Annotated in this window: 18 protein-coding genes and 1 pseudogene; 8 read left to right on the forward strand and 11 right to left on the reverse strand. The window is 48.6% G+C overall.

The window, feature by feature from the left end:
- Positions 1-195 precede the first annotated feature (195 nt).
- The 7 genes from ACTWJ7_RS04730 to ACTWJ7_RS04760 all read left to right on the forward strand — a co-directional run bounded on the left by ACTWJ7_RS04730 (position 196) and on the right by ACTWJ7_RS04760 (position 8427).
- Positions 196-2199, forward strand: a complete 2004-nt coding sequence (locus ACTWJ7_RS04730) for a beta-galactosidase (RefSeq protein ID WP_301880251.1) — start codon at positions 196-198, stop codon at positions 2197-2199.
- A gap of 130 nt (positions 2200-2329) precedes the next feature.
- Positions 2330-4120, forward strand: a complete 1791-nt coding sequence (locus ACTWJ7_RS04735; protein ID WP_301880250.1) for a sensor histidine kinase — start codon at positions 2330-2332, stop codon at positions 4118-4120.
- The gene (locus ACTWJ7_RS04740; RefSeq protein ID WP_443145165.1) at positions 4117-5010 is read left to right on the forward strand and encodes a response regulator; all 894 of its coding nucleotides are present in this window, start codon (positions 4117-4119) and stop codon (positions 5008-5010) included. The genes ACTWJ7_RS04735 and ACTWJ7_RS04740 overlap by 4 nt, the downstream gene beginning before the upstream one ends.
- A complete protein-coding gene (locus ACTWJ7_RS04745; protein ID WP_443145166.1) occupies positions 5007-5216 on the forward strand; it encodes a helix-turn-helix domain-containing protein in 210 nt (69 codons plus the stop codon). The genes ACTWJ7_RS04740 and ACTWJ7_RS04745 overlap by 4 nt, the downstream gene beginning before the upstream one ends.
- A gap of 144 nt (positions 5217-5360) precedes the next feature.
- On the forward strand, positions 5361-6641 hold the full coding sequence (locus ACTWJ7_RS04750; protein WP_301880249.1) for an ABC transporter substrate-binding protein: 1281 nt from the start codon (positions 5361-5363) through the stop codon (positions 6639-6641).
- Between the two features lie 77 nt (positions 6642-6718).
- Entirely contained in the window at positions 6719-7603 is an 885-nt protein-coding gene (locus tag ACTWJ7_RS04755; protein ID WP_301880248.1) for a carbohydrate ABC transporter permease, read from the forward strand.
- Positions 7600-8427, forward strand: coding sequence for a carbohydrate ABC transporter permease (locus ACTWJ7_RS04760; protein ID WP_024632759.1), 828 nt, complete (start codon positions 7600-7602; stop codon positions 8425-8427). Before ACTWJ7_RS04755 ends, ACTWJ7_RS04760 begins: the two co-directional genes overlap by 4 nt.
- A 116-nt stretch (positions 8428-8543) precedes the next feature.
- On the opposite strand, the gene ACTWJ7_RS04765 is transcribed toward ACTWJ7_RS04760, so the two are convergent.
- Positions 8544-10028: an aminotransferase-like domain-containing protein gene (locus ACTWJ7_RS04765; RefSeq protein ID WP_301880246.1), complete on the reverse strand. Its 1485-nt coding sequence runs from the start codon at positions 10026-10028 to the stop codon at positions 8544-8546.
- A 157-nt stretch (positions 10029-10185) separates the two neighbouring features.
- Between ACTWJ7_RS04765 and ACTWJ7_RS04770 the strand changes: the two genes are divergently transcribed.
- Positions 10186-10794, forward strand: coding sequence for a LysE/ArgO family amino acid transporter (locus ACTWJ7_RS04770; RefSeq protein ID WP_301880245.1), 609 nt, complete (start codon positions 10186-10188; stop codon positions 10792-10794).
- A 116-nt stretch (positions 10795-10910) separates the two neighbouring features.
- Here ACTWJ7_RS04770 and ACTWJ7_RS04775 read toward each other — a convergent pair whose 3' ends face one another.
- The 10 genes and pseudogenes from ACTWJ7_RS04775 to ACTWJ7_RS04820 all read right to left on the reverse strand — a co-directional run bounded on the left by ACTWJ7_RS04775 (position 10911) and on the right by ACTWJ7_RS04820 (position 21816).
- Positions 10911-11747, reverse strand: coding sequence for a methyl-accepting chemotaxis protein (locus tag ACTWJ7_RS04775; protein WP_301880244.1), 837 nt, complete (start codon positions 11745-11747; stop codon positions 10911-10913).
- Positions 11748-12080: 333 nt separating this feature from the next.
- Positions 12081-13082: a GTP 3',8-cyclase MoaA gene (gene moaA / locus ACTWJ7_RS04780; RefSeq protein ID WP_301880243.1), complete on the reverse strand. Its 1002-nt coding sequence runs from the start codon at positions 13080-13082 to the stop codon at positions 12081-12083.
- Between the two features lie 119 nt (positions 13083-13201).
- Positions 13202-14176: a methyl-accepting chemotaxis protein gene (locus ACTWJ7_RS04785; protein ID WP_443145167.1), complete on the reverse strand. Its 975-nt coding sequence runs from the start codon at positions 14174-14176 to the stop codon at positions 13202-13204.
- Positions 14173-15420: a hypothetical protein gene (locus tag ACTWJ7_RS04790; RefSeq protein ID WP_443145168.1), complete on the reverse strand. Its 1248-nt coding sequence runs from the start codon at positions 15418-15420 to the stop codon at positions 14173-14175. The genes ACTWJ7_RS04785 and ACTWJ7_RS04790 overlap by 4 nt, the downstream gene beginning before the upstream one ends.
- 336 nt (positions 15421-15756) lie before the next feature.
- Positions 15757-18974 (reverse strand): annotated as a pseudogene (locus ACTWJ7_RS04795) (efflux RND transporter permease subunit).
- A 39-nt stretch (positions 18975-19013) separates the two neighbouring features.
- On the reverse strand, positions 19014-19961 hold the full coding sequence (locus tag ACTWJ7_RS04800) for a TetR/AcrR family transcriptional regulator (RefSeq protein ID WP_301880241.1): 948 nt from the start codon (positions 19959-19961) through the stop codon (positions 19014-19016).
- A gap of 277 nt (positions 19962-20238) precedes the next feature.
- Positions 20239-20373 (reverse strand): hypothetical protein, encoded by a 135-nt coding sequence (locus ACTWJ7_RS04805; protein WP_256984792.1) that lies wholly within the window; start codon positions 20371-20373, stop codon positions 20239-20241.
- Between the two features lie 167 nt (positions 20374-20540).
- The gene (locus ACTWJ7_RS04810; protein WP_024632751.1) at positions 20541-20855 is read right to left on the reverse strand and encodes a DMT family transporter; all 315 of its coding nucleotides are present in this window, start codon (positions 20853-20855) and stop codon (positions 20541-20543) included.
- Entirely contained in the window at positions 20855-21196 is a 342-nt protein-coding gene (locus tag ACTWJ7_RS04815) for a DMT family transporter (RefSeq protein WP_024632750.1), read from the reverse strand. Before ACTWJ7_RS04815 ends, ACTWJ7_RS04810 begins: the two co-directional genes overlap by 1 nt.
- Positions 21193-21816 (reverse strand): TetR/AcrR family transcriptional regulator, encoded by a 624-nt coding sequence (locus ACTWJ7_RS04820; RefSeq protein ID WP_301880237.1) that lies wholly within the window; start codon positions 21814-21816, stop codon positions 21193-21195. The genes ACTWJ7_RS04815 and ACTWJ7_RS04820 overlap by 4 nt, the downstream gene beginning before the upstream one ends.
- Positions 21817-21904 lie beyond the last annotated feature (88 nt).

Consider the following 21904-nt stretch of genomic DNA (forward strand, 5'->3'; position numbering starts at 1 on the left):
CATAGTATACTTTATTATAATCAGATTAACGCCAACGATGGAAATCGTAGGACGGGTGAGCGTTTGAACTGATGGCTAAGCATCTAATGTACTTCAATAGATATTAATGTAAACGTTATCATTTATCAATTGAATTATTTCATTTTGTATAAATGCCAAGAGCTCCATACTTCCAGATGAAAAGGGGATTTTAATATGGACAAGTTATTATACGGGGTAGCCTATTATGATGAATATATGCCTTACGAGCGATTGGACAAGGATATTCAGATGATGAAGGATGCGGGCATTAATGTGGTACGGATTGCGGAATCCACCTGGAGTACGCATGAACCACAGAGTGGTGTCTTCGACTTCTCCTCCGTAGGTCGTGTACTGGATGCCATGCACGCAGCGGGCATTCAGGTCATTGTGGGCACGCCTACGTATGCTGTTCCGACGTGGATGGTCAAGGAGCACCCGGAGGTTCTGGCAACGACCGTGCAGGGACCCGGAAAATATGGTGCGCGGCAAATTATGGACATTACACATCCGACATACCTGTTCTATGCAGAACGTATCATTCGCAAGCTGATATCCCGTGTCAGCAAACACCCTGCCGTGATTGGCTATCAGACGGATAACGAAACGAAGCATTACAACACCGCTGGGGATAATGTACAATTGCAATTCGTCAAATATATGCGTAACAAGTTCAGCTCACTGGATGATCTGAACAAGGAATTTGGCCTGGATTATTGGAGTAACCGCATCAATAGCTGGGAGGACTTCCCTTCAGTTGTCGGTACGATCAATGGCAGTCTCGGAGCTGAATTTGCCAAATTCCAGCGCCAGCTGGTAACCAACTTTCTAGCGTGGCAGGTCGGGATTGTAAATGAGTATAAACAGGAAGGACAGTTTGTCACCCAGAACTTTGACTTCGACTGGCGTGGATATTCGTACGGCATTCAAGGGGATGTGGACCATTTTGCCGCATCCAAGCCTTTTGACATCACCAGTGTGGACATCTATCATCCGTCGCAGGATGAGCTGACCGGCATTGAGATTTCATTCGGCGGTGACGTCGCGCGCTCCACCAAACAATCGAACTATCTCGTACTGGAGACGGAAGCGCAGGCATTCTGGCACTGGGTTCCTTATCCGGGACAGCTTCGCCTTCAGGCGTTTAGCCACCTGGCCTCCGGAGCCAACATGGTCGCTTATTGGCACTGGCATTCCTTGCATAATTCGTTTGAGACGTATTGGAAAGGATTGCTGAGCCACGATTTCGAACCGAATCCGGTATACAACGAGGCCAAGACGATCGGCCGGGATTTTGCCAGACTCAGCCCGCAGCTGGTGAATTTGAAGAAAACAAATCGAGTAGCGGTGCTGTTCAGCAATGAGGCATTGACGGCGATCAAGTGGTTCGGGTTTAATTTTACCAGTGACAAAAAATACAACGACGTTATCCGCTGGATGTATGACGAATTATACAAAATGAACATAGGCTGTGATCTGATTGATCCGTCTGTTGAGAGTTATGAAGGCTATGATGTGATTGTTGTGCCTGCTTTGTACGCAGCTTCCGATGCCTTGCTTGAGAGGCTGAACCAATTTGTACTGGATGGTGGGCATGTCGTTTACTCCTTTAAGAGCGGGTTCGCCAATGAACACATTAAGGTTCGCTCTACCCGCCAGCCTGGACTGATCAGTGAGGCTTGTGGCATCCGTTACAACCTGTTCGTTGAGCCGAAAAATGTGTCGCTGCGAGATGATCCGTTCGAGGTTGGAGAGGAACAGAATCAGATTCACACCTGGATGGAGCTCATTACACCAACAACCGCTGAAGTACTGGCCTGGTACGATCATCCACACTGGGGTGAATATGCGGCAATTACCCAGAATGCCTATGGCAAGGGCAAAGCAACGTACGTTGGATGTTATACCAGCTCCGCGGTGATCCGCAAAGTGCTGGAGCGTGTTATGAAGGAAGCCGGACTATGGGGAACTGATCAGGAATTGGCTTTTCCAATCATCGTGAAGAGCGGAGTGAATGAGCAAGGCAATACGATTCGGTATTTCTTTAACTACTCCGATCAGGCGACTTCGTTCGTGAATGCCTACGGAGACGGAACGGAACTTCTGGCAGGAACAGCGGTGTCCGGAGGGCACAACATTGAACTGGAACCGTGGGGATTCTGCATTATTGAGCAATAATGGGAAATCATAAATGAATTGACAAGTCTGTTTTCAATGATTATAAAAAGAATACCAAGACCAAAGCGCCCTCGGCTTCACGCTGGGGCGTTTATCTTATTTTAGCTCATAGCTCAGGAGTGGATGCCTCGTGTTTACCGAATTATATCGGAAGCTTATTGATCCGTTCAAACGCAGCATTCGCAACAAATTAATCCTCACCATGACGTTTCTGGCCATTTTGCCCGTCATCGCTATGACGGTTGTAGCGGCCGAGAATACCCGCTCTTCCATGGAAGAAGAGATTATGGAAACCAACCGTGCGAATATGAATTGGGCCTCCATCTATTTGGGTGAACAATTCGCGCGGATGAACAATCTCATCTATTCCATTCAGATCAGTGATGAGCTGCATCAATACTTGGCATTGAATCAGGATGCTCCGGCTGCCAGCCGATTCGATGAACAGAAGGCGGTGTTCAACATGCTGAACAGTGTCTATTATTCGGCTGGCAACTATGTATTTGGTGTGGAATTATACCTGAAGGAACTGGATACGCTGTTCACCTTCAATTCAATGGAGAGCCGAATCAGATCAGTCCCGGACATTCCTTCGGCATATCATGAGCTTTTTGAGCAGCATAAGGACTTTACGATTATTAATGATCCGAATGATGCGGAGAAGTTTCATATGACCCGCAGCATGAACCGTTTCGAGGATCAGGCGCAGATCGGTGCAATCAGTCTGGAAGTCAAATGGGCCGAATTCAATCAGACGCTGGAATTGCTGGACAGCCGGGGAGATTATTCGGTGTACATCGCGGATAGTACGGGAAGTCCGGTCTATCAGCCCAACAAAGAGATACAGCCTTCAGCAGAAGCGCTGGAAAGACTCGCAGCTACGAAGGATAGTTCCGGTTTCATTCGAACAGCCAAGGAATATGTATTTTATCATGCCATTGACCCGTCAGGAATGCGGCTGATCAAAATTGTTCCTTCCCATGTCATCAATGAGAGTGCATTGGAAACGATGAAGTATGGTCTTGTTGTGGGCGGGTTGGCTACCGTAGTTTCGGTGTTGTTGGCAGCATTCGTGGCATGGCGAACATCCAAACCGATTGTTACTCTGGCGAATTCCATGAAGGGCATCCAACTGATCAAGGACAAGGAAGTGGTGCGCAGTGGTCGGGTGGATGAGATTGGCCTGCTGGAGAAAAATCTGCATGGTATGGCAAGTCGCATCCGGGAACATATCCGGGACAACTATCTGATGAATCTGGAGAAACAGACTGCTGAGCTCAAAGCGCTTCAGTCCCAGATTCACCCGCATTTTCTGCAAAACACATTGCAGATGATCGGAGGTATGGTGTACTCACAGAAGCCGGCAGATAGCTACAAAGTGATTCGTGCATTAAGTGAGATGTTCCGTTATATTGTCAGAGCGCCGGATGGTCTCGTGCCATTGCAGTCCGAATTGGATCAACTGGAACATTATATGCTCATCCAGAAGCAGCGTTTTGCCAGCAGGCTTGAATATAAACTGGAGATTGAAGGCGGGCTGGGTGACTGCTACATTCCCAAGTTGTCCCTGCAGCCGATTGTGGAGAATGCATTTGTCCATGGTCTGGAGAGAAAGCAGGGAGAGTGGAAATTGAACATTAAAGTTGTTCGACGGGATTATGAAGTAACCATCCGCATTTCCGATAATGGGTTGGGTATGGATCAAGAGAGGTTGGCCGAGATGCAATCCAGATTGTCCAAGCTGTCCCAGCAAGGGGACAGAGTATGGAGCTCGGGGACAAGCATTGGACTGGTCAATGCCGCATCACGCATCGTGATGCACTTTGGGCCTGAATACGGCATGAACATGGAGAGTGGGGAAGGACAGGGAACCAGTGTCACTGTTCGAATTCCTTGCCATACAGGAGGCGAGATCTCGTGAACAAGGATTATTATCGAGTGGTTTTAGTGGACGACGAGCCATGGAACAGAGATATTTTACGCAATTTGGGCACGTGGGATGAGCTGGGCATGGTGGTTGCAGGTGAAGCTGAGGATGGCGGAGAGGCGATACAGCTAGTAGAGCAGTACCAACCCCATATTATTATTACAGATATGCGTATGCCGGGTAGAGACGGTGTGGAGCTGCTCCAGACGCTGAGCGCACAATATCCGCATATCAAAGTGATTGTGGTCAGTGGATATGATGATTTCAATTATGCGAAACATGCGATTCATCACCGTGCCGCTGATTATCTGCTCAAGCCGGTGAATCCCGATGAATTGAATAACGTTCTGGCTAAATGTAAACGAGAATTGGAAAAGACCGAATCCGGACCGGAATCCTGGGAACCGTATCCTTCGGCTTTTTCCGGGGAATTCTCGCTGTTCCAGCATCAGGCACGCCTGCGTTTTAACGACTTGAACGTTCAGGGATTACGGGAGCTGTTCCAACAGCTGGAGCAACGGCTCGATACCAGTGGCATTCAAAGGCCTCAACAGCTTGGGCGGATCGCATATGAATTGCAGACGCTGCTGGGTGAGCTGTGTGTTTCCAATGGTTTATGCGAGCAACCTGTAGCGGCTGTGCTCCCGCCACCGGCTGCTCTGGCGTCCATCGGATCAGCTGTGGAGTGGGTATCCGCGCCTTACTATACTTCGTTGGAGCAGCTGATTGCGCAGCGCAAATTCAAGAACAAGCTCAACCTGGATGAGGTGAAGCAATATATTGAGCAGCACTGCATGGAGATGATTACGCTGGAGCAGCTGGCTCAGATCTTTTTTGTCAGCAAAGAATATCTCAGCAAGGTGTTCAAAAAGAATACGGCGTGAATGTGACCGATTATATCGTACAGTTACGCATGGCAAGAGCGAAGGAATGGGTGCTGGATGATCAGATTCCATTCAAACATATTGCCGAGATGACTGGTTATGAGGATGTATCGTACTTTTACCGGGTATTCAAGAAACACTTCGGCGTTTCCCCTGGCGAGATGCGGAAGGGACAGCCTCGTATGTCAGGTAACAGCCCCGAATAATTCATTCCCAGAGAGTTGATTACTGGATTAAGGTTTAAAATAATCCAATAAACGAGTCTAATTTTGTCCAATGAAGCGCTTTCATTTCGTGATATATAATGATCCTATGAAAGACAAACCAGTTACACCGGGAGGTCATAAGAGATGAAAGTATGGAAAAGCGTAGCAAGTGCGGTACTTGTGAGTGTTCTGCTCGCAGGCTGCGGCTCCAATGCGGGTACGGATGGTTCGACGGAGGGAGCTGCATCAGGCAGTACGGTATCCCTCAAAGTATTCATTGCACAGCCGCGGCTGAAAGAACATTACGATAAATATATAGAACAGTTCAAAGCCAAGGAGAAAGCCGAAAAAAATATTGAAGTCAACGTGCAGCTGGAGATGCCGCCAGCAGATAATGCGCCGCAGATTCTGAAAACACGACTGGCCTCCAATGATGCACCGGACGTGTTCGCCCTTCATGCGGTGAATGAGATTCCACCGTTTAGCAAAGCGGGTTATCTGGAAGACCTTTCGGGTCAGCCTTTTGTCGATAAATTACTTGATTCTGTTAAACCTTCCGTAACGGATGCTTCGGGTAAAGTCGTGGCTGTTCCTTTGGAAACGCTATCTTGGGGATACCTGTACAATAAGGACATTTTCAAAGAGCAGGGGATAGAGGTACCTACAACTTTGACGGAAATGAAAGCGGTCGTGGAGAAGCTGAAAGCAGTCAACATCACACCGTTTGAACTGTCGTACAAAGAAGCCTGGATTCCACAACTCTTCCTGCCACTTACCGTAGGTGCACTGACTCAGTCAGAACACAAGGACTTCTTGGATAAGATGAATCAGGATCAAGGTTCCTTCTCGGATATGAAAGCATTGTTCGACATCTTCGATCTCGTCAATGCCAATGGAACAGAGAAAGCGCTTGAAGTGGGCGGCGATGATGGTTCGGCAGCCTTTGCAACAGGCAAAGCAGCAATGTGGATTCAGGGACCTTGGTTCGCAGAGACCATCCTGAAGTCCAACCCGGACATCAACTTCGGCGTAGCTCCACTGCCGATCAATGACAATCCGGATGATACCAAAATCAATCTGAGCACATCGACGTCACTGGCCGTATCTTCCTCCAGCAAAAACAAGGAAGTGGCACTCGACTTCGTAAACTATGTTCTCGATGACAAGGATTCAAGTGCATTCTATGAAGCACTGAAATTCAATCCGGTTGCCAAAATTCATGACTTCAAAAGCTTCCCATGGGTAGACGATGCCCTGAAATATGTTAACGAAGGCAAAGCGTATCAGGATCCATCCATTCCTCAAGCGGTTAAGGATGAATCAGGCAAAGCACTGCAAGGTTACTACTCCGGACAACTGGATCAGCAGCAGGTGATTGATGCGCTAGACAAGGCGTGGAAATCCTACAACAAAGTCAACAAGTAAGCAGATGAAACGGCTGGGCAGAACGGTCATCGTTCCCCGTTTACACGAGTCTGCTTAGAGTGAAAGGGGGAGAACCAATGGCTACGAATGTGTTCAAGAAGTATCTGTCACTGCTCGTGTTCACTGCGCCTGCCTTTGTCATCTATGCCATTTTCCTGCTGTATCCCACATTTAGCGGTTTGTTCTACAGCTTGACGGACTGGAATGGTCTAAACCGGGATTACAGCTTTATCGGTCTGGGGAACTTCGTGGAACTGTTCAAGGAAGATCCCGACTTTCTCAATTCCCTGTGGTTCACGCTGAAATATGTGGTGTTTATGCTGATTTTGCAAAACGGGATTGCCTTGCTGCTCGCCGTGTTCATTGAGACACGGACGCGCAGCAAGGGGTTATTCCGGACCCTGTTTTTCATGCCGAATATGATCAGTACGATCATCAGCGCTTTTATGTGGACATTCATCTTCTCCCAGGTGCTGCCGCAGCTGGCCGAGAAGCTGGCCGTGTCCTTTCTGGATCAGCAGTGGCTGGGTGATCCTAAATTTTCATTCTACTCCATCCTGATCGTATCGCTCTGGAATGGTGTGGGGTATATGATGATCATCTATCTGGCAGCACTCCAGGGTGTACCGAAAAGTCTGAAGGAAGCGGCAGTTATCGATGGAGCCAACGCGTTCCAGGTACTACGTAATGTCGTATTGCCGATGATTACGCATGCCGTGACGATCTGTTTCTTCCTGACACTGAACGGAGCCTTCAAAGTATTTGAAGTCGTCTACGGTCTGACAGGTGGCGGTCCGGGCAGAGCCACTCAGGTCATTACGATGAATATCTATGAAGAGGCATTCTCCAACAATTTTAGATACGGATATGCCAGTGCCAAGTCGGTTGTGTTATTCGTCATCGTGCTCATCTTCACGCTCATTCAGATTACGGTGATGAAGAAGAAAGAGGTGGAAGCATGAGGATGCAACGAATTAACAGCTATCTGATTCGACTGCTGCTGGTGCTGGGCTCCCTCGTCGCTATGCTGCCAATCTACATGGCGATTGTGAACTCATTCAAAACACAAGGCGAAATGTTTCAGTCCTTTATTGCGCTCCCTACGACATTTCACTGGGAAAACTATTCGGATGCGTTTAACAAAATCAACCTGCTGGGCAGCTCCTTGAATTCGGCAATCGTATCCTTCCTGGGCATCGGCGGTATCGTATTCTGTGCTTCATTGGCCGGATACAAGCTGTCGCGTACCTCGGGCAGATTGAGCAACCTGATTTTCTTCCTGTTCGTGGCATCCATGCTCGTACCTTTTCACTCGATCATGATTCCGCTGACACGGGTTGCCAAAGGACTTCACGTTCAAGGAAGCACATACGGCCTGGCCCTGATCTATATCGGACTTGGTGTGAACATGGCGATCTTCCTGTATCACGGGTTTGTTAAGTCCATCCCGCGTGAATTGGAAGAGTCGGCACAGATGGATGGATGTAATGAGTTCCAGACGTTCTTCCAGATTATCTTCCCACTGTTGCTGCCAATTACAGTCACCATCGCCATCTTGGACTTCCTGTGGATCTGGAATGACTTCCTGCTGCCACTGCTCATGCTGACGGATGTGAATCGTTATACGCTGATTCTGTCCACCAACATGCTGTTTGGCGAATACAACAAGGAATGGCCGCTGATTCTGTCTTCCCTGGTACTTACCGCGATCCCGGTGGTTCTCATCTATGCGTTCTTCCAAAAGTTCATCATGGAGGGTATTGCAGAGGGTGCGGTAAAAGGATAAGAAAACCTGCGATCTGAATGTATCAGTCTCATTTATACTAAAACTCAAACAAACCGCCTTGATCAGAGGGATTCATTCCTTCCGGTCAAGGCGGTTTTTTCATTGCATTCATTTCATCATGCCATTAGCTTCTTGACTGCCTGTGCCAGCAAGTAGAGACCTCGCTCCATCTCATCCGGTGAAGCATAGGCGTAGGACAGACGAATATGGTCAGCATCCAGGCGGTCATAGAGATAACCCGGATGAATCAGCACATGATTGTCCAGACAGGCATGGAACAGTTCGCGAATGGAGAGTGGGTCAACCGTAAATCGGAGCCAGATATAAAAGCCCCCGGCGGGTATGCTCCACTCAGCAAGTTCACTGAAATCGCATTGCAGAAGATCAAGCATGAACTCTCTGCGTCTACGAAGTTCTGGTCGTAGACGATCCATATGCTGCGCATGGTATCCATCGGCAAACCAGAGCGCAGCAGCCTCTTGAGCGAGGGAGCTGGTGCCATAATCCGTCTGCATCTTGATGTCTGCGAGGCGACGGATGACCGGCTCTGGGCCAACCAGCCAGCCGAGGCGCAGACCGGGGCTCACCGCTTTGGACAGGGTGCCCATATGAAGCACCCGTCCTTCCTTGTCGCGCGCCTTCAGCGATGGCGGCGGGGGCTCGTCCAGCCACAGGTCGCTGTAGGCGGCATCCTCCAATATGGAGATGCCGGTGTTCCGCGCTGTGGCGAGCAGCTCTTCCCGGCGGCTGTCACTCATGACAGAGCCGGTAGGATTGTGGAAGCTCGGAATCGTATATAGCAGCGAGATGCGGTCTCTGTTGGTTGCATTCTGGACGGCATCTTCCAGACGTGGAATGTGCAATCCCGCGGCATCCATCGGAATGCCGCTCATTTTCAACCCGGCGGATTGAAAGGCATGAATGGAGTACAGATAAGATGGCTTCTCCAGCAGGATTGCCGATCCGCGGGGCAGGAGTCCAACTGAAATAAGGTGCAGCGCCTGGAGAGAGCCGGATACGATCAAAATGGAGTCAGGGGAGGCTTGTATGCCACTTGCTTGTAAGTAAACGGACAAAGCCTGTCGGAGCTCCAGACTACCCTGAGGTTCGAGGTAGTTTAATGTACGAGAACGACGGGATAGAGCATGGAGGATGTCGTTAAAAGCCTGCTGGGGCATCAGCTCAGGGGCAAGCTCACCTGTTCCAAGCCTGATAATGCCTGGCTGGAACTCAGCCCGGTTAATCTGCTGTACCTCGGGCAGATTGGGGTAATACCAGCCCTCTTCGATGGCTTCCTCCCAGTTGGGCAGGGCTCCGTGAGCAAGCACATGCCAGCCAGAGCCACAGACATATGTTCCGCCGCCATGCCTACCTTCAATCATGCCTGCGGCGGCCAGATTTTCCAAAGCAGTGACCAGCGTGCTGCGGTTCACACCCATGGATTGAGCCAATGTCCGTTGTGAAGGAAGTCGGTAGCCTGCTGTCCATTCCCCGGCCGTGATTTTCTCGCTGATATAGAATTCAATCTGTCGGTACAGAGGTAAGGAATGGGAGGGGTCCGGCTTCCAGTTACCCCCCTGTCGAGAATCGGAACGATTCATGGGCAGGTTCGCCTCCTTTATAGAATGAGTGATGGGATTTACGTTTTCTCTTATTTCGAACACTATATCATTTGGTTGGGTTCAATGCCATCCAAGTGGTTGGTTACGTCTGGCGTTATCCCATTTAATATGGAGACAAATATGAGGGGGATGAACGATGGGTGTAATTATTCACGCGGTGGTGCTGGCTTTTGGCCTGATCTTGCCACTCGGTGTACAAAATGTATTTATTTTTAATCAGGGTATGAGTCAGCGAAGTTATACGCGGGCGCTGCCAGCGATATTAACCGCAGGAATCAGTGATACGTTGTTGATTGGTGCAGCGGTCGGAGGGGTGTCGCTCATCTTGCTGCAATGGCCGCTGCTGGCGACTGTATTGTATGCAGGAGGGAGTCTATTTTTGCTCTATATGGCATGGAGCATTTGGAGGTCATCCGGGCCTGCGAATGGTTCAGCAGCAGTGCTGTCTGCGGGAAGGCAGATTGCCTTTGCTGCTTCCGTTTCCTTGCTTAATCCGCATGCCTTGCTGGACACGGTGGCCGTGATCGGCACCAGTTCACTTCAGTATGATGGACAGGCACGCATTTATTTTGCCATAACGGCGGCAGCGGTATCATGGATTTGGTTTCTGGGGCTTGCAGGTGCAGGCAGACTTATTGGGAGAACAGATCATACGGGGCAGGTCAGTGTTTTCTTCAATCGGTTGTCCGCTGTAGTCATGGTCGGAATGGCGGGCATGATGCTGTGGAAGCTGGCCTTCTCGTAATGGAGTGGAATGTTATGGGAAGGTATTGATTTTGAAAATAGAAAAGAATCCCCTCATGTTAAACGTGCGGGGGATTCTTTATATGCTTGCGTTATGCGCCAAATAAGTCTTCTATATTATTCCGCCTTTAACAGCATGGATTCAATGAATGCTTTGAGATCCCTGGATGCATTGTTCAGCTGATCAATCACCTCGCTGAACTCGGTGACGAGCTCGGCTTGCTGGTTGCTGGATTGGGCGATGGATGTAATCTCCTGTTCCATCTGACGAATGGAATGCTGTACTTCCTTCAAGGAACGTTCGATGTTCACTGTGGCTTCTTTGGTACCGGTCGATAATTTGCGTACCTCGGTAGCAACGACGCCAAATCCGGCTCCTGCTTCTCCTGCTCGTGCCGCCTCAATGGCAGCATTCAGGCCCAGCAGGTTCGTCTGCTCCGAAATTTCACGAATGAAGGAAGCGACCTTGGTGACTTCACTGGAGTTTTGCACAGCCATCCGTGTGTTGTCCAAAATTTGCGAAGATGATGCGGTCAGCTGCTGGGATTGGGCAGCTACGGTCTGTACCATTTCCGTCAATCTGCCACTGATGCCGCCGATCAGTTCTGTGAGATGCTCCAGTTGTTCCTCGTTTTTGAGTGAAAATCCAATTGCGAGGGCACCGACGATATGGCCTGCTTCATCGCGAAGCGGGGTGGCTGCCGAGTTGATAGGAGTACCATAAAACTTGGCATCGATACGATTGGCTGAAGTCTCACCATCTATAAGTGCCCGGCGCAGAGTAGGATCGTCCAGCGAGATGGGATCTCCGGCCTGAATGCCCAGATCGAGATCTTCGCTTCGTACGTAATACCGGAACTGCTCCATATCGGTAACAGCAATCATCAAATCATTTTCCTTAAGCATGATTTTAAAATACGGGCTTGCTGCCACAAGTGCTTCAACAATATTCAATCGAATCAACTCCTATTTATGGGTACGTATAATCTTGATGTATGGTATATACATCGTCACAATTACAGCATTCCTGAAGGCCCGGCGAGGGCATGGAGAGATTAATTTTATTTTAATCATGAAATCAGGAAAATCAATGAATCTTATTAGGCCATGGAATGATGAAGTGACAAAAAAAGCTACTGAGGGCCTTGGGTCCTTCAGCAGCTTGGGATATAACGATGATCCACACAAAAGTTACGTAAAGCAGGTCATGTTGTTTATGGATATTGGATTGTTCAGATACATGCAGATTAGTATCAATATGCATGTATCTAGAAGTAAAATGCTTGTTTATCCACCGATTTGGGACATGCGTCGTACCGTCGGCGTATGACTTTGCATTTTTTGCTCCAATGCCAGCGCCATTTCATGGTTCTTCGGTTTAGTGCCAAGAGCCTTGAGAAAGAGTGCTGCCATGGCATCGGGATCATCCACGAAGCGGCGAATATTGTATTCATCCGACCAGTACAAACAAGCTTTGATATGCCCGTCTGCTGTAAGGCGGAGACGGTTGCAGTTGTCACAGAAGTGGTCACTCACCGGATGAATCAATCCGAATGTACCTTGTGAACCGGCAATTTTCATATTCCGAGATGGACCATTCCCTGCCGGCCCCGCTGTACTTTCCACCGTCCAACCCGCTTCTGCACATACATCCGTAACAGCCTCCAGCGGCAAGTACGATTTGCGCCATGAATCGGAAGCCTGCCCAATCGGCATGTATTCAATGAAGCGCACATGCAGTGGCTGATCTATGGTCATGGCAATGAAATCCTTAATCTCATCATCATTGATGCCTTTCATTAAGACGACATTCAGCTTGATCGGAGCAAGTCCAACGGCCGTGGCAGCTTCTATGCCTTTCAGTACCTTGTTTACATCCCCGCCGCGAGTAATCATGGAGAAACGGCTCGCCTGCAGGGAATCCAGACTGATGTTAATCCGGTTCAGTCCGGCGTCTTTCAGAGCTCGCGCCTGTTTGTCCAGCAACAATGCATTGGTCGTCAAAGCAATATCTTCAATCCCGTCAATGGCCGAGATCATATTTACGAGTCTATGCAAATCTTTCCGTACCAGCGGCTCGCCTCCGGTCAGGCGGACTTTGCGCATTCCCATAGGAGCCAACACTTTGAGCACCTGGGCAATTTCCTCATAGCTCATAATTTGGTCATGCGGGGCAAATTCCATGCCTTCCTCGGGCATACAGTACACACAACGCAAATTACAGCGGTCCGTAACCGAAATACGGATGTAGTCATGTATTCTGCCAAAAGAATCCTGGAGCATTTCCATGCAGACCACCCTTTCATTGATTCAGATTGGAAAGCTTCTATATAAAATGAACCGACAAGGTCTAAACGAACAGTTGCATCAAATTTTAGCTATTTCTCCAATCCGCGTCAATGATGACGTCAGGTAATCGCGTTTTTATCGGGATGAGTCAGCTGGAATTGTCCGACAAGTTGTTGCAAAAAGACCGTGATAGCTTCTACATTGTGCGATGAATGCTGAACGTGCAGCATGTCGTTAATTAGTTCAATCATCTCGGTTTCTACCTCGGAAGATGTGGAACGGTTTTGGTGGCTAATGGCGGCGATGTTCTCCATCAACACCACAACCTGATCCACAACCTGTGTTCGTTGAGGTTCTTCAGCTGTAGCACTTTGGAGTAACTGGGAAGCAGCCTGAACGAGCGTGGTGCCTTCAGCGAGCACCTGATCGCCTTCCTTGATGGATTGCGAAGCTGCGCCTGCCGCTACAGAGATATTATCCAGAATCTTATGAATATCTTCAGTGGAGGAACGGGATAGTTCGGCCAGCTTGCGAATTTCACCGGCAACCACGGCGAATCCAAGTCCATGTTCGCCGACATGGGCTGCTTCAATGGAAGCATTCAGTGCGAGCAGGTTCGTCTGTGCCGAAATTTCATCAATGACAGCAAGTGCGCGGTAGATGTCCTGCATGGTCGCCATAAAGGACAGAATCGTATGATTGGTGTCGGATACGGCTCCCGAGATCTGGGTCATTTTATCACCGATGCGTTCCACTTCCTGGCGAGCAACATCGATTTGCTCTGTGGCAGACACTTCAAGCTGCTGCAGGGTGAGGCGCATTTCGTCGGCAGCTACTTTGGCCTGATCCAGATCCTCAAGCTGTTTGCGTATCCCTTGAATCATGGAGCCAAGTTTGAGATTTACACGTTCGGTCGTCCCTTGTGTAGTCTCCGTTGATGCCCGCATTTGGTGCTGGTTGTTCATCACATCCACGGTGGCAAGCTGTACCTTGAGCATGATTCCTTCAAGAGAGTCGATCATGTTGTTGATCCATTTTGCCAGTTCACCTGATTCATCCTGGGCAAAAGCGGATGTATCCAGACGCTGGGTCAAATCCCCTTGCCTTCGGCGTTGATTCGAATAAATCGGCTAATGCGGCGCAAATCCTCATGAACACGTCGAACTTGTTTTCGTTGCAGTTGGTTTGCAGTCAGGAATCCATAAATGACATTGAAGGCAGCGATGGCTGCTGCGCTCCATGCGCTTCCAGTCAGCGCATATACAAGTGCCGCTCCCGCAATGCCTGACAACAGGATGTACAGGCTGTGCTGTTTGAATTGACGCCACCCCATGCTGCGTATCCGATACACTTCCTCCAGATCGCCTTCACACATCATGCCCCACAGATCCGGACAGTGGGGAAGCTGGAACGTGATGCCTTTGCCAATAACCGAGATATGACGATAATCCGAATAGCCCGGGTAAGCTACAAACAGATTGGAGCCATTGCGAATGGTATTTGCTACACCGGGGTGCAGATCGTTGGTGGAAGGATCAGTAAACATCAGTTCCAATTCGGTATGCTCATTAACGGATACAACGCCCCATTCGGTGGTTACACCGTCTTTCAGATTCTCCCCATGGGTGAACGTATGATCCTCGAAACGGCTGCGGGACAAGGCTGTTCCGGGCTGTAGTTCGGGGCGCAATCTCGATTCGGCCATGAAGAGATAATCGTCCCCGGAATCGGGGTAGATGTGGCCTGATTCTCGCTGGATCAGATCGCCCAATACATCATTTGGCACACGATTGCACAGGGTGCCGATGCAGCGGCCATTTTCCATGATTGGTACGATAAACATCAAGGTTACATCATCGTGAAAAGTGGAAGAACGGGGTCCGATTTCTAGTGTGAGTGGATCAGAATAGGGGCCATACAGACACTTCTGACCGCTGCCATTTGCTTGGGTATAACGCAGCCCGGGACCCATCAAAGCCCCATCTTCGTAGACTTTTCCAATATGTTTCTTATATGTAGAAAATACAACCTGGTTTTGCTCGTTCAGCATAAAAAGCTCAGTACTATCAAGAGCGCGGGTATAACTTGCAGCGAACCATACGTCCAATGCCTTTACATCTTCCGTTCCTTGCAGCATCCCTTGCGGCTGAACGGACTGTACTTGCTGAAGCAATCGGTCCAGATGATTCCATTGCTCCTCAGCCCAATCCATCAAAAGCTGCCGCCTTGTCTCCGCGATCCCTTCAAAGATTTCCTCCACATCCTGCTGAATAGCTGCATTCAATCGATACGACCGCCACAGCGGCCACCCTTTTCTCCATCCCAACCAATCAAACATACGGACCACCCCGCTTTCTGATTTTAAAATTCCTTTGCGAAACTGTTGAATGGAATGATACAAAATGCTGTTATCAATGTTTATACAAGAAAATCAACAAGAATACGAGGGTATATGTCATATTTTCCGAATATTTATCCAATAAATGCAAATGATTATGCGTCTTTGTTTGGAGAGGGTTTTTCTATGTTCATGTGTTACCAAGGTAAATGTAAAACACCCCTTAGCCGGATATCAGAATGTACAAATCATTCTAATATGGACTAAGGGGTGTTCTAAGTTAGAAGCTCATCTTAATTCGGAATGGTGATCTAATTCGATCAACAGAAGGTGTCGTTAATCTTCGATTCTTTTCTTTTTGAACTTCATCAGGAACTCATACACGATTGGCACGATAACCAGCGTCAGCAGCGTGGAGCTGATCAGACCGCCGATTACGGTAATGCCGAGACCTTTCGAGATGATCCCTGCGCTTTCTTCGAGTCCTGTTACCAGTGGCAGCAAGGCACCAATGGTAGCCAGTGCTGTCATCAGAATTGGACGCAGACGTGTTGCACCGGCTTCCAGCAAGGCTTCACGGGTAGGCATACCCTCTTTTCCTTGTGAATAACACGGTCGATCAGAACGATGGCATTGGTGACCACGATCCCGATAAGCATCAGTCCACCCATCATGGCAGATACATCAAGCGTACCGCCAGCCACGAACAGGCCGACCATAATACCAATGATGGTAAACGGCAGAGAGAACAGGATGGCGAATGGCGCCAGTCCGCCGCCGAATGTAACAACGAGCACAAAGTATACAATCGCAATGGCAGCTACCATCGCAAGTCCAAGTTGGGTAAACGTGTCATTGATTTGTTCAGTTGTACCGCCAAATTTCACTTCAACACCATCAGGCAGATCGAGCTTATCGATGTTCGCCTGCAAGTTGGATGAAGCTTTTTGCACATCGGATGCCAAAATGTTGGCTGACACTTGAACGACGACTTTACCGTCAATACGCATGATGGAGTTCGGCGAGGTGCCTTCTTCCACTTTCGCGACATCTTTGATAGGTACTTCGATGCCGAGCGGCGAAGTCACTTTTTCATTTTCAATATCAGCAATGCTGTTGAAAGATTTTTTGTCTGTCTCTACATAGACTTTATACGTTTTGTTGTCGATATCCACTTCCGTGAGTACTGGACGTTCCCGCGCAGGGCTAAGCGCCATGGCCAGTTGGCCTGCAGTCAGACCCAGCGAGCTCAGTTTCTCCTGATCCGCGACGAGCGTGTACTGCCCGTAGGTATCGGAGAGTGTGGTGTCCGCTTTTTCAAAGGATTCGGTATCTGCTTCAACCAGTTTCAGGATTTCATCCGAGACAGGTTTGATCTGATCTACATTGTCACCATAGATAGAAAGGCTTAAGCTGCTGCCTCCCAGACCCCGGACATGTCAAGCTCACTCCAGGTTCCTACAGTAACTTCCTTCTTCAGACCTTCCACAAGCTGTTCTTTCACTTGAGTGAAATCTTTCGTATCTTCGTTGTATTCAATATAGAACAGGGCAGAGTTGGAGCTTCCGCCACCCATGCTGCTCAGTGGATTACTTCCGCCGATAGAATATTGCATTTTCTCCAGACCCGGCTGTGTCAGCAACCACTTCTCAGCTACAAGCGCTTCTTTCTCAACGTCTTCACGCAAAGCTCCAGTTTCCGGGCTGTACGTAATGGTCACATATTTATCCTGTTGTTCCGGCAGGAAACTTGCACCGATGAACGGGTACAGAAACAAACTGCCGACCAGCAGCAATACAGCGACGCCGACCGTAATGAGTTTGTGTGACAATGTCCAGTTCAGAAGGCGTTTGTAACCTTCCGCCATCTTGCCTGGTTTTTCATCATGATTCTTTTTGTTCTTCAGACCTTTGCGGAACAACGTATGTGCCAGCATAGGTACAATCGTAACAGCCACAATCAGGGACGCCAGCAAGGCAAAGACCATGGTCAGGGCAAATGGCATGAACAGCTCACCGACCATACCACTCACCAGTGCGAGCGGCAGGAATACCGCGATGGTTACGATCGTGGAAGAAAGGATCGGAATGAACATTTCCCGAGTGGCTTCCCGGATCAAATCACGGCCTTCTGAGTTTTTCTCCCTGGAGTGTCAGTCTGCGATAGATATTCTCGATAACGACAATGGAGTCATCGACAACCCGTCCAATCGCAACCGTCATGGCACCCAGTGTCATCATGTTCAGTGTAATGTCCATCATATTCAGTGCTGTCAATGCAATGAGCAAGGAGAGCGGGATGGATATAATAGAAATAATGGTGGAGCGAATATCACGCAGGAACAACAGAATGATCAAAATGGCGAACAAAGCACCAAACATCGCTTTGAACAACATCGTGTTTACGGAGTCCTGGATCGGTTTACCTTGGTCGAGCAAAACAGTCAACTCGGCGTTTTTGAACTGCGTCTGCAACTCTTCCGCTTTGTCTTTAACTGCCTTGACGACATCAACCGTGTTGGCATCATTGGACTTCACGATGGAGATCCCGATGGATTCCTTACCGTCTGTCCGGGAAATGGATTCCGCCTGACCAATGACTTCAATTTTGGCGATCTCGCTTAATTTAACCGTTGGAATTCCAGGTGCGTTAGCGGCACCTGAAGTGCTGCCGACACTGGCATTTCCGCCAGCGGTTTGTCCAGCAACCTGATCAGCACCTTGTGCAGAACCTTGAGCTGCTCCGCCAGCTTGTGCGTTGGCGCCTTGTGGTGCTGTGGCCGAACCACTGCCTGCTCCCGCACCGCTTGGTACAACCGGAATGGCGAGATTTTTCAGATCATCCAGATCGATGATATTGCCGTCAACAACAACAGCTTTCTGTGCTTTATCCAGTTCGAACAGTCCCAGTGGTACACGGACAGAAGAACCTTGAACGATGCCGTTGACTGTGTCTTCAGTCAAGCCTAGTTCATTCATTTTTTTCTGGTCAAACTTCAGTTGAACTTCCTTGACATACTGACCGGATACTTGGACTTGAGCTACACCGTCAATATCTTCGAGTGCAGGCTGGATATCCGTTTCAACCAGTCGAGTCAGTTGTTCCAGATCGCCGCCGTCCTTGTCGGACAAGCTGAGCGAGACAACCGGGAAGGAGTTGATACTGAATTTGGAGATGGTTGGTTTCTGTACGCCGTCAGGCAGCTGCACCTCATTCAGTGCTTCGCGTACCGCTGCTGTAGCGTTGTTCAGATCGGTACCATAATCAAATTCGAGAGTAATGGAAGAGGCATTCTCCATGGAGGTGGAGGTGAGTGTCTTAATTCCCTCAACATTTCTTAAGGTCTGTTCCAATGGCTTGGTGACATCCTCCACAATACCTTCCGGAGCAGCCCCTGGGTCAATGGCCGTAACATTCAGGAATGGCACATTGATGTTTGGAATGGTCTCCTGTTTCATCGTCAGTCCGCTGTACAAACCGGCGAAGGAAACGATGATGGTCAGAATCCAGATCGCAAACTTGTTGTTCAGTGAAAAATTGATAATCCCTTTCATACGGTGGTTTCTTCTCCTCTCTGTTCTCCCTGTATTTCTTTATTGTTGTGACGAGTCAGCCTGGATAAACCGGCTATACATGGCATCCATAATGTGCTGAAGCTCGGAGTGCAATGGCTGGATGACAGGAATGTGATCCAGATTGTGCATCATGCCCAGAATAATGGCACGTCGCGGTGTGAATTCCATCATCTCCTGTCTCAGGATGGCGATGGTCTCCAGCGCATCGTTGCGCACCTGCCCTGGAGGCATATCCGAAGTGATGATATCCTTCATCTGTTTGATGATGTGAATGGGATGACGCATCACTGTGGAATCTGTATCTGAATCGCTGCTCCATGCGGGCCAATGTTCCAAAGGAACCAATGGAGCAGGGCGTTGATCTAGCAATCCGCGAGCTGCATAATCGATCGTTTGCAGCATGTTGCTCGCCATCTTGGATACGGTAAGGGAAGGCATTTCCGTAAACCAGATTTTGACGTAGGAGAGGAACAGACCATGTGTAAGCAAAATAAGGTCTATGATATAGGGTTCAATCTCCGGTCCGTACAGATCCTCCAGTTTGTCCTTGAACCAGTGCAGGGTACGGATCTCCAAATCCTTGTGCTGCGGCTTGCACTTTTCCTTGCGATGCTGCTCTTCATCCATCATCATGCTGCGCATTTGCACGCGTAAAAATTCCTTCAGCTCGGATACATGGACAAGCAGTGTTTCAATCTGCTTATGCAGACGTTCTCTTGAAGTGAGCCCAGTTTCATGTTCAATCTGGGACATTTCATCCATGAGTGTGAATATGCAGTACTCCATCGTACTGGCCTCTAATTCCTCTTTCGATTTGAACATAAGGTAGAGGCTGCCTTTCGACATCCCGCATATCTCTGCAATCTCCTGCATCGAGGTTGCAGCACTGCCTTTGGCTGAGAACAGCCTGAGTGCTGTGGTAATAATAAGCTTTTTCTTTTCATTCATTTCATGGATAGGGTTCATTAACGATACATTCACCTCACCTGCGGAACTTACGAGTTCTTGAATTGACTTTATGGTCAAACCAAGTATAAACGATATGGACAATGGAATTCAAATGGGAGAAAAATGGAAAAAGAAGAGGGGATAACATAAGGGGTCTGGAGCATATTTACCGCGTCATGTAGACAAGATAGTAGCTGATAACGAGCGACGATATATTCATTGCAATAGGTATGATAATCACGAGTATCAAGGTTGGACGAGCAGACTAAGGTTGATGAGTTGCAAATGATCTATTTCAGGCTCCGCCCTTAAAAACATAAATAGCTAGAAGAATAATGGCTGCAAGAGCAATCAGATAAAAGGCTCCCACAGCGATCAGGAATATGTATCCGGTAAAAGAACCCATGCGCACGAACCATTTCTTCATCATCACGACATCCTTTCATACGTAACAGAGTGTAGGATGGTTTCCTATTTACATCATATCCCAAAAGACGACTTCCTGAATGAAGTCGTCTTTTTAATCATTAATTTATATGAGATTATTGAAGTGAAGTTAACAATCGCTGATAACGGAGAGTACGAAGCCGATAACTTTTACGTAATCAGTTTCAATCCAATTGCCGCCACCAAAATCATGGCTATAAACAGCAGCCGCTTGGCTTCCTTCCGCTCACCGAACAGGAACATACCTGTTAACGTACTGCCCACCGTGCCGATTCCAGTCCATACCGCATACGCTGTGCCCATGGGAATAGAAGTCATCGCATAGGATAACAGAGAGAAGCTGATCACGAAGGATACGAGCATGAGCACGATATAAGGCCAGCCCTTCCGGGAAGAAGCACCATTAATGCCGATGACACCAAAAATTTCACATATGCCTGCACCCACAATTGCTATCCAAGCCATTATGCTTCACCTCCTTTTGCCGATTGTTGATCTGTGACCAGTTTCAGTCCGACCACACCACATAGCAACAGGCCGATGAGCAAAACCTTGGCAAGCGAGAATGCTTCACCAAATAGCAGCATTTCGGTCAGTACCGTACCTGCGGTACCAATCCCCGTAAATACGGCATATACCGTGCCCACAGGCAATCTTTTGGAAGCAGCAATGATTAATCCAAAGCTGAGGATGATGGCCAGGGCCGTCAAAGCCCATTCCCACACATTGGAGGCGTGTTTCAGCCCACTTACCCATACAATCTCAATGAGTCCTCCGATAAATACATATAACCAGTTGCGGTTCATGATGATGAATCTCCTTTCGGCACAACGGACCGTGCCCCTTGTTTCAGATGATGAATGCCATGCCAGTAGACAGGCCAGGAAGCTTCAATCCGTCTCCTATATCGACGTGAACTTCCATAGATAATCTCAACCGTGATGCCATCGAGAAAAGTCATAAAAGCAATCGCAGCTTGTTCCGCCGGAACAGCCTGTAGTTCTCCCTTACGCGTCGCCCTTTGCAGCAGCCGTGACAGTGACCGCTCCATACCGTCCAGAAACGGGTACACCATATCCATGACTTCACTGTATAGCGAAAGCGGTGGGAAGTAGCACATACGCAGCATAAAGCGGGCAGAGGCGTTACAGTTATACTCTTGCTCAAACCATATCAGCAAACCCTTCAACCTTTGCTCCAGAGGGAGATTGGCGTGATCGCGGAAGTATTCCAGCGTTCGACGCTGAACATCCTTGAACGCATGCGCAAGGGTGTGCAAAAACAGGTCATCCTTGCCGCTGAAATGTGCATATATGGACGGTTTTTTAATCCCGACTTCGTCAGCAATAGCTCTTAAGGAGGCCCCTTCATATCCATCTCTTGCAAAATGGAACAGGGCTGCATCCCGAATCGAATGTGCAGTCATTATTATCACCTTCCTAACGGTCGTTAGGTAACCTATATTTTCACATTTTACTTTCGCTGTCAAGGCACAAAAAACGCCTGCACGATAG

The sequence above is a fragment of the Paenibacillus sp. 1A_MP2 genome (assembly GCF_052244825.1).
Classification (GTDB): domain Bacteria; phylum Bacillota; class Bacilli; order Paenibacillales; family Paenibacillaceae; genus Paenibacillus; species Paenibacillus vandeheii.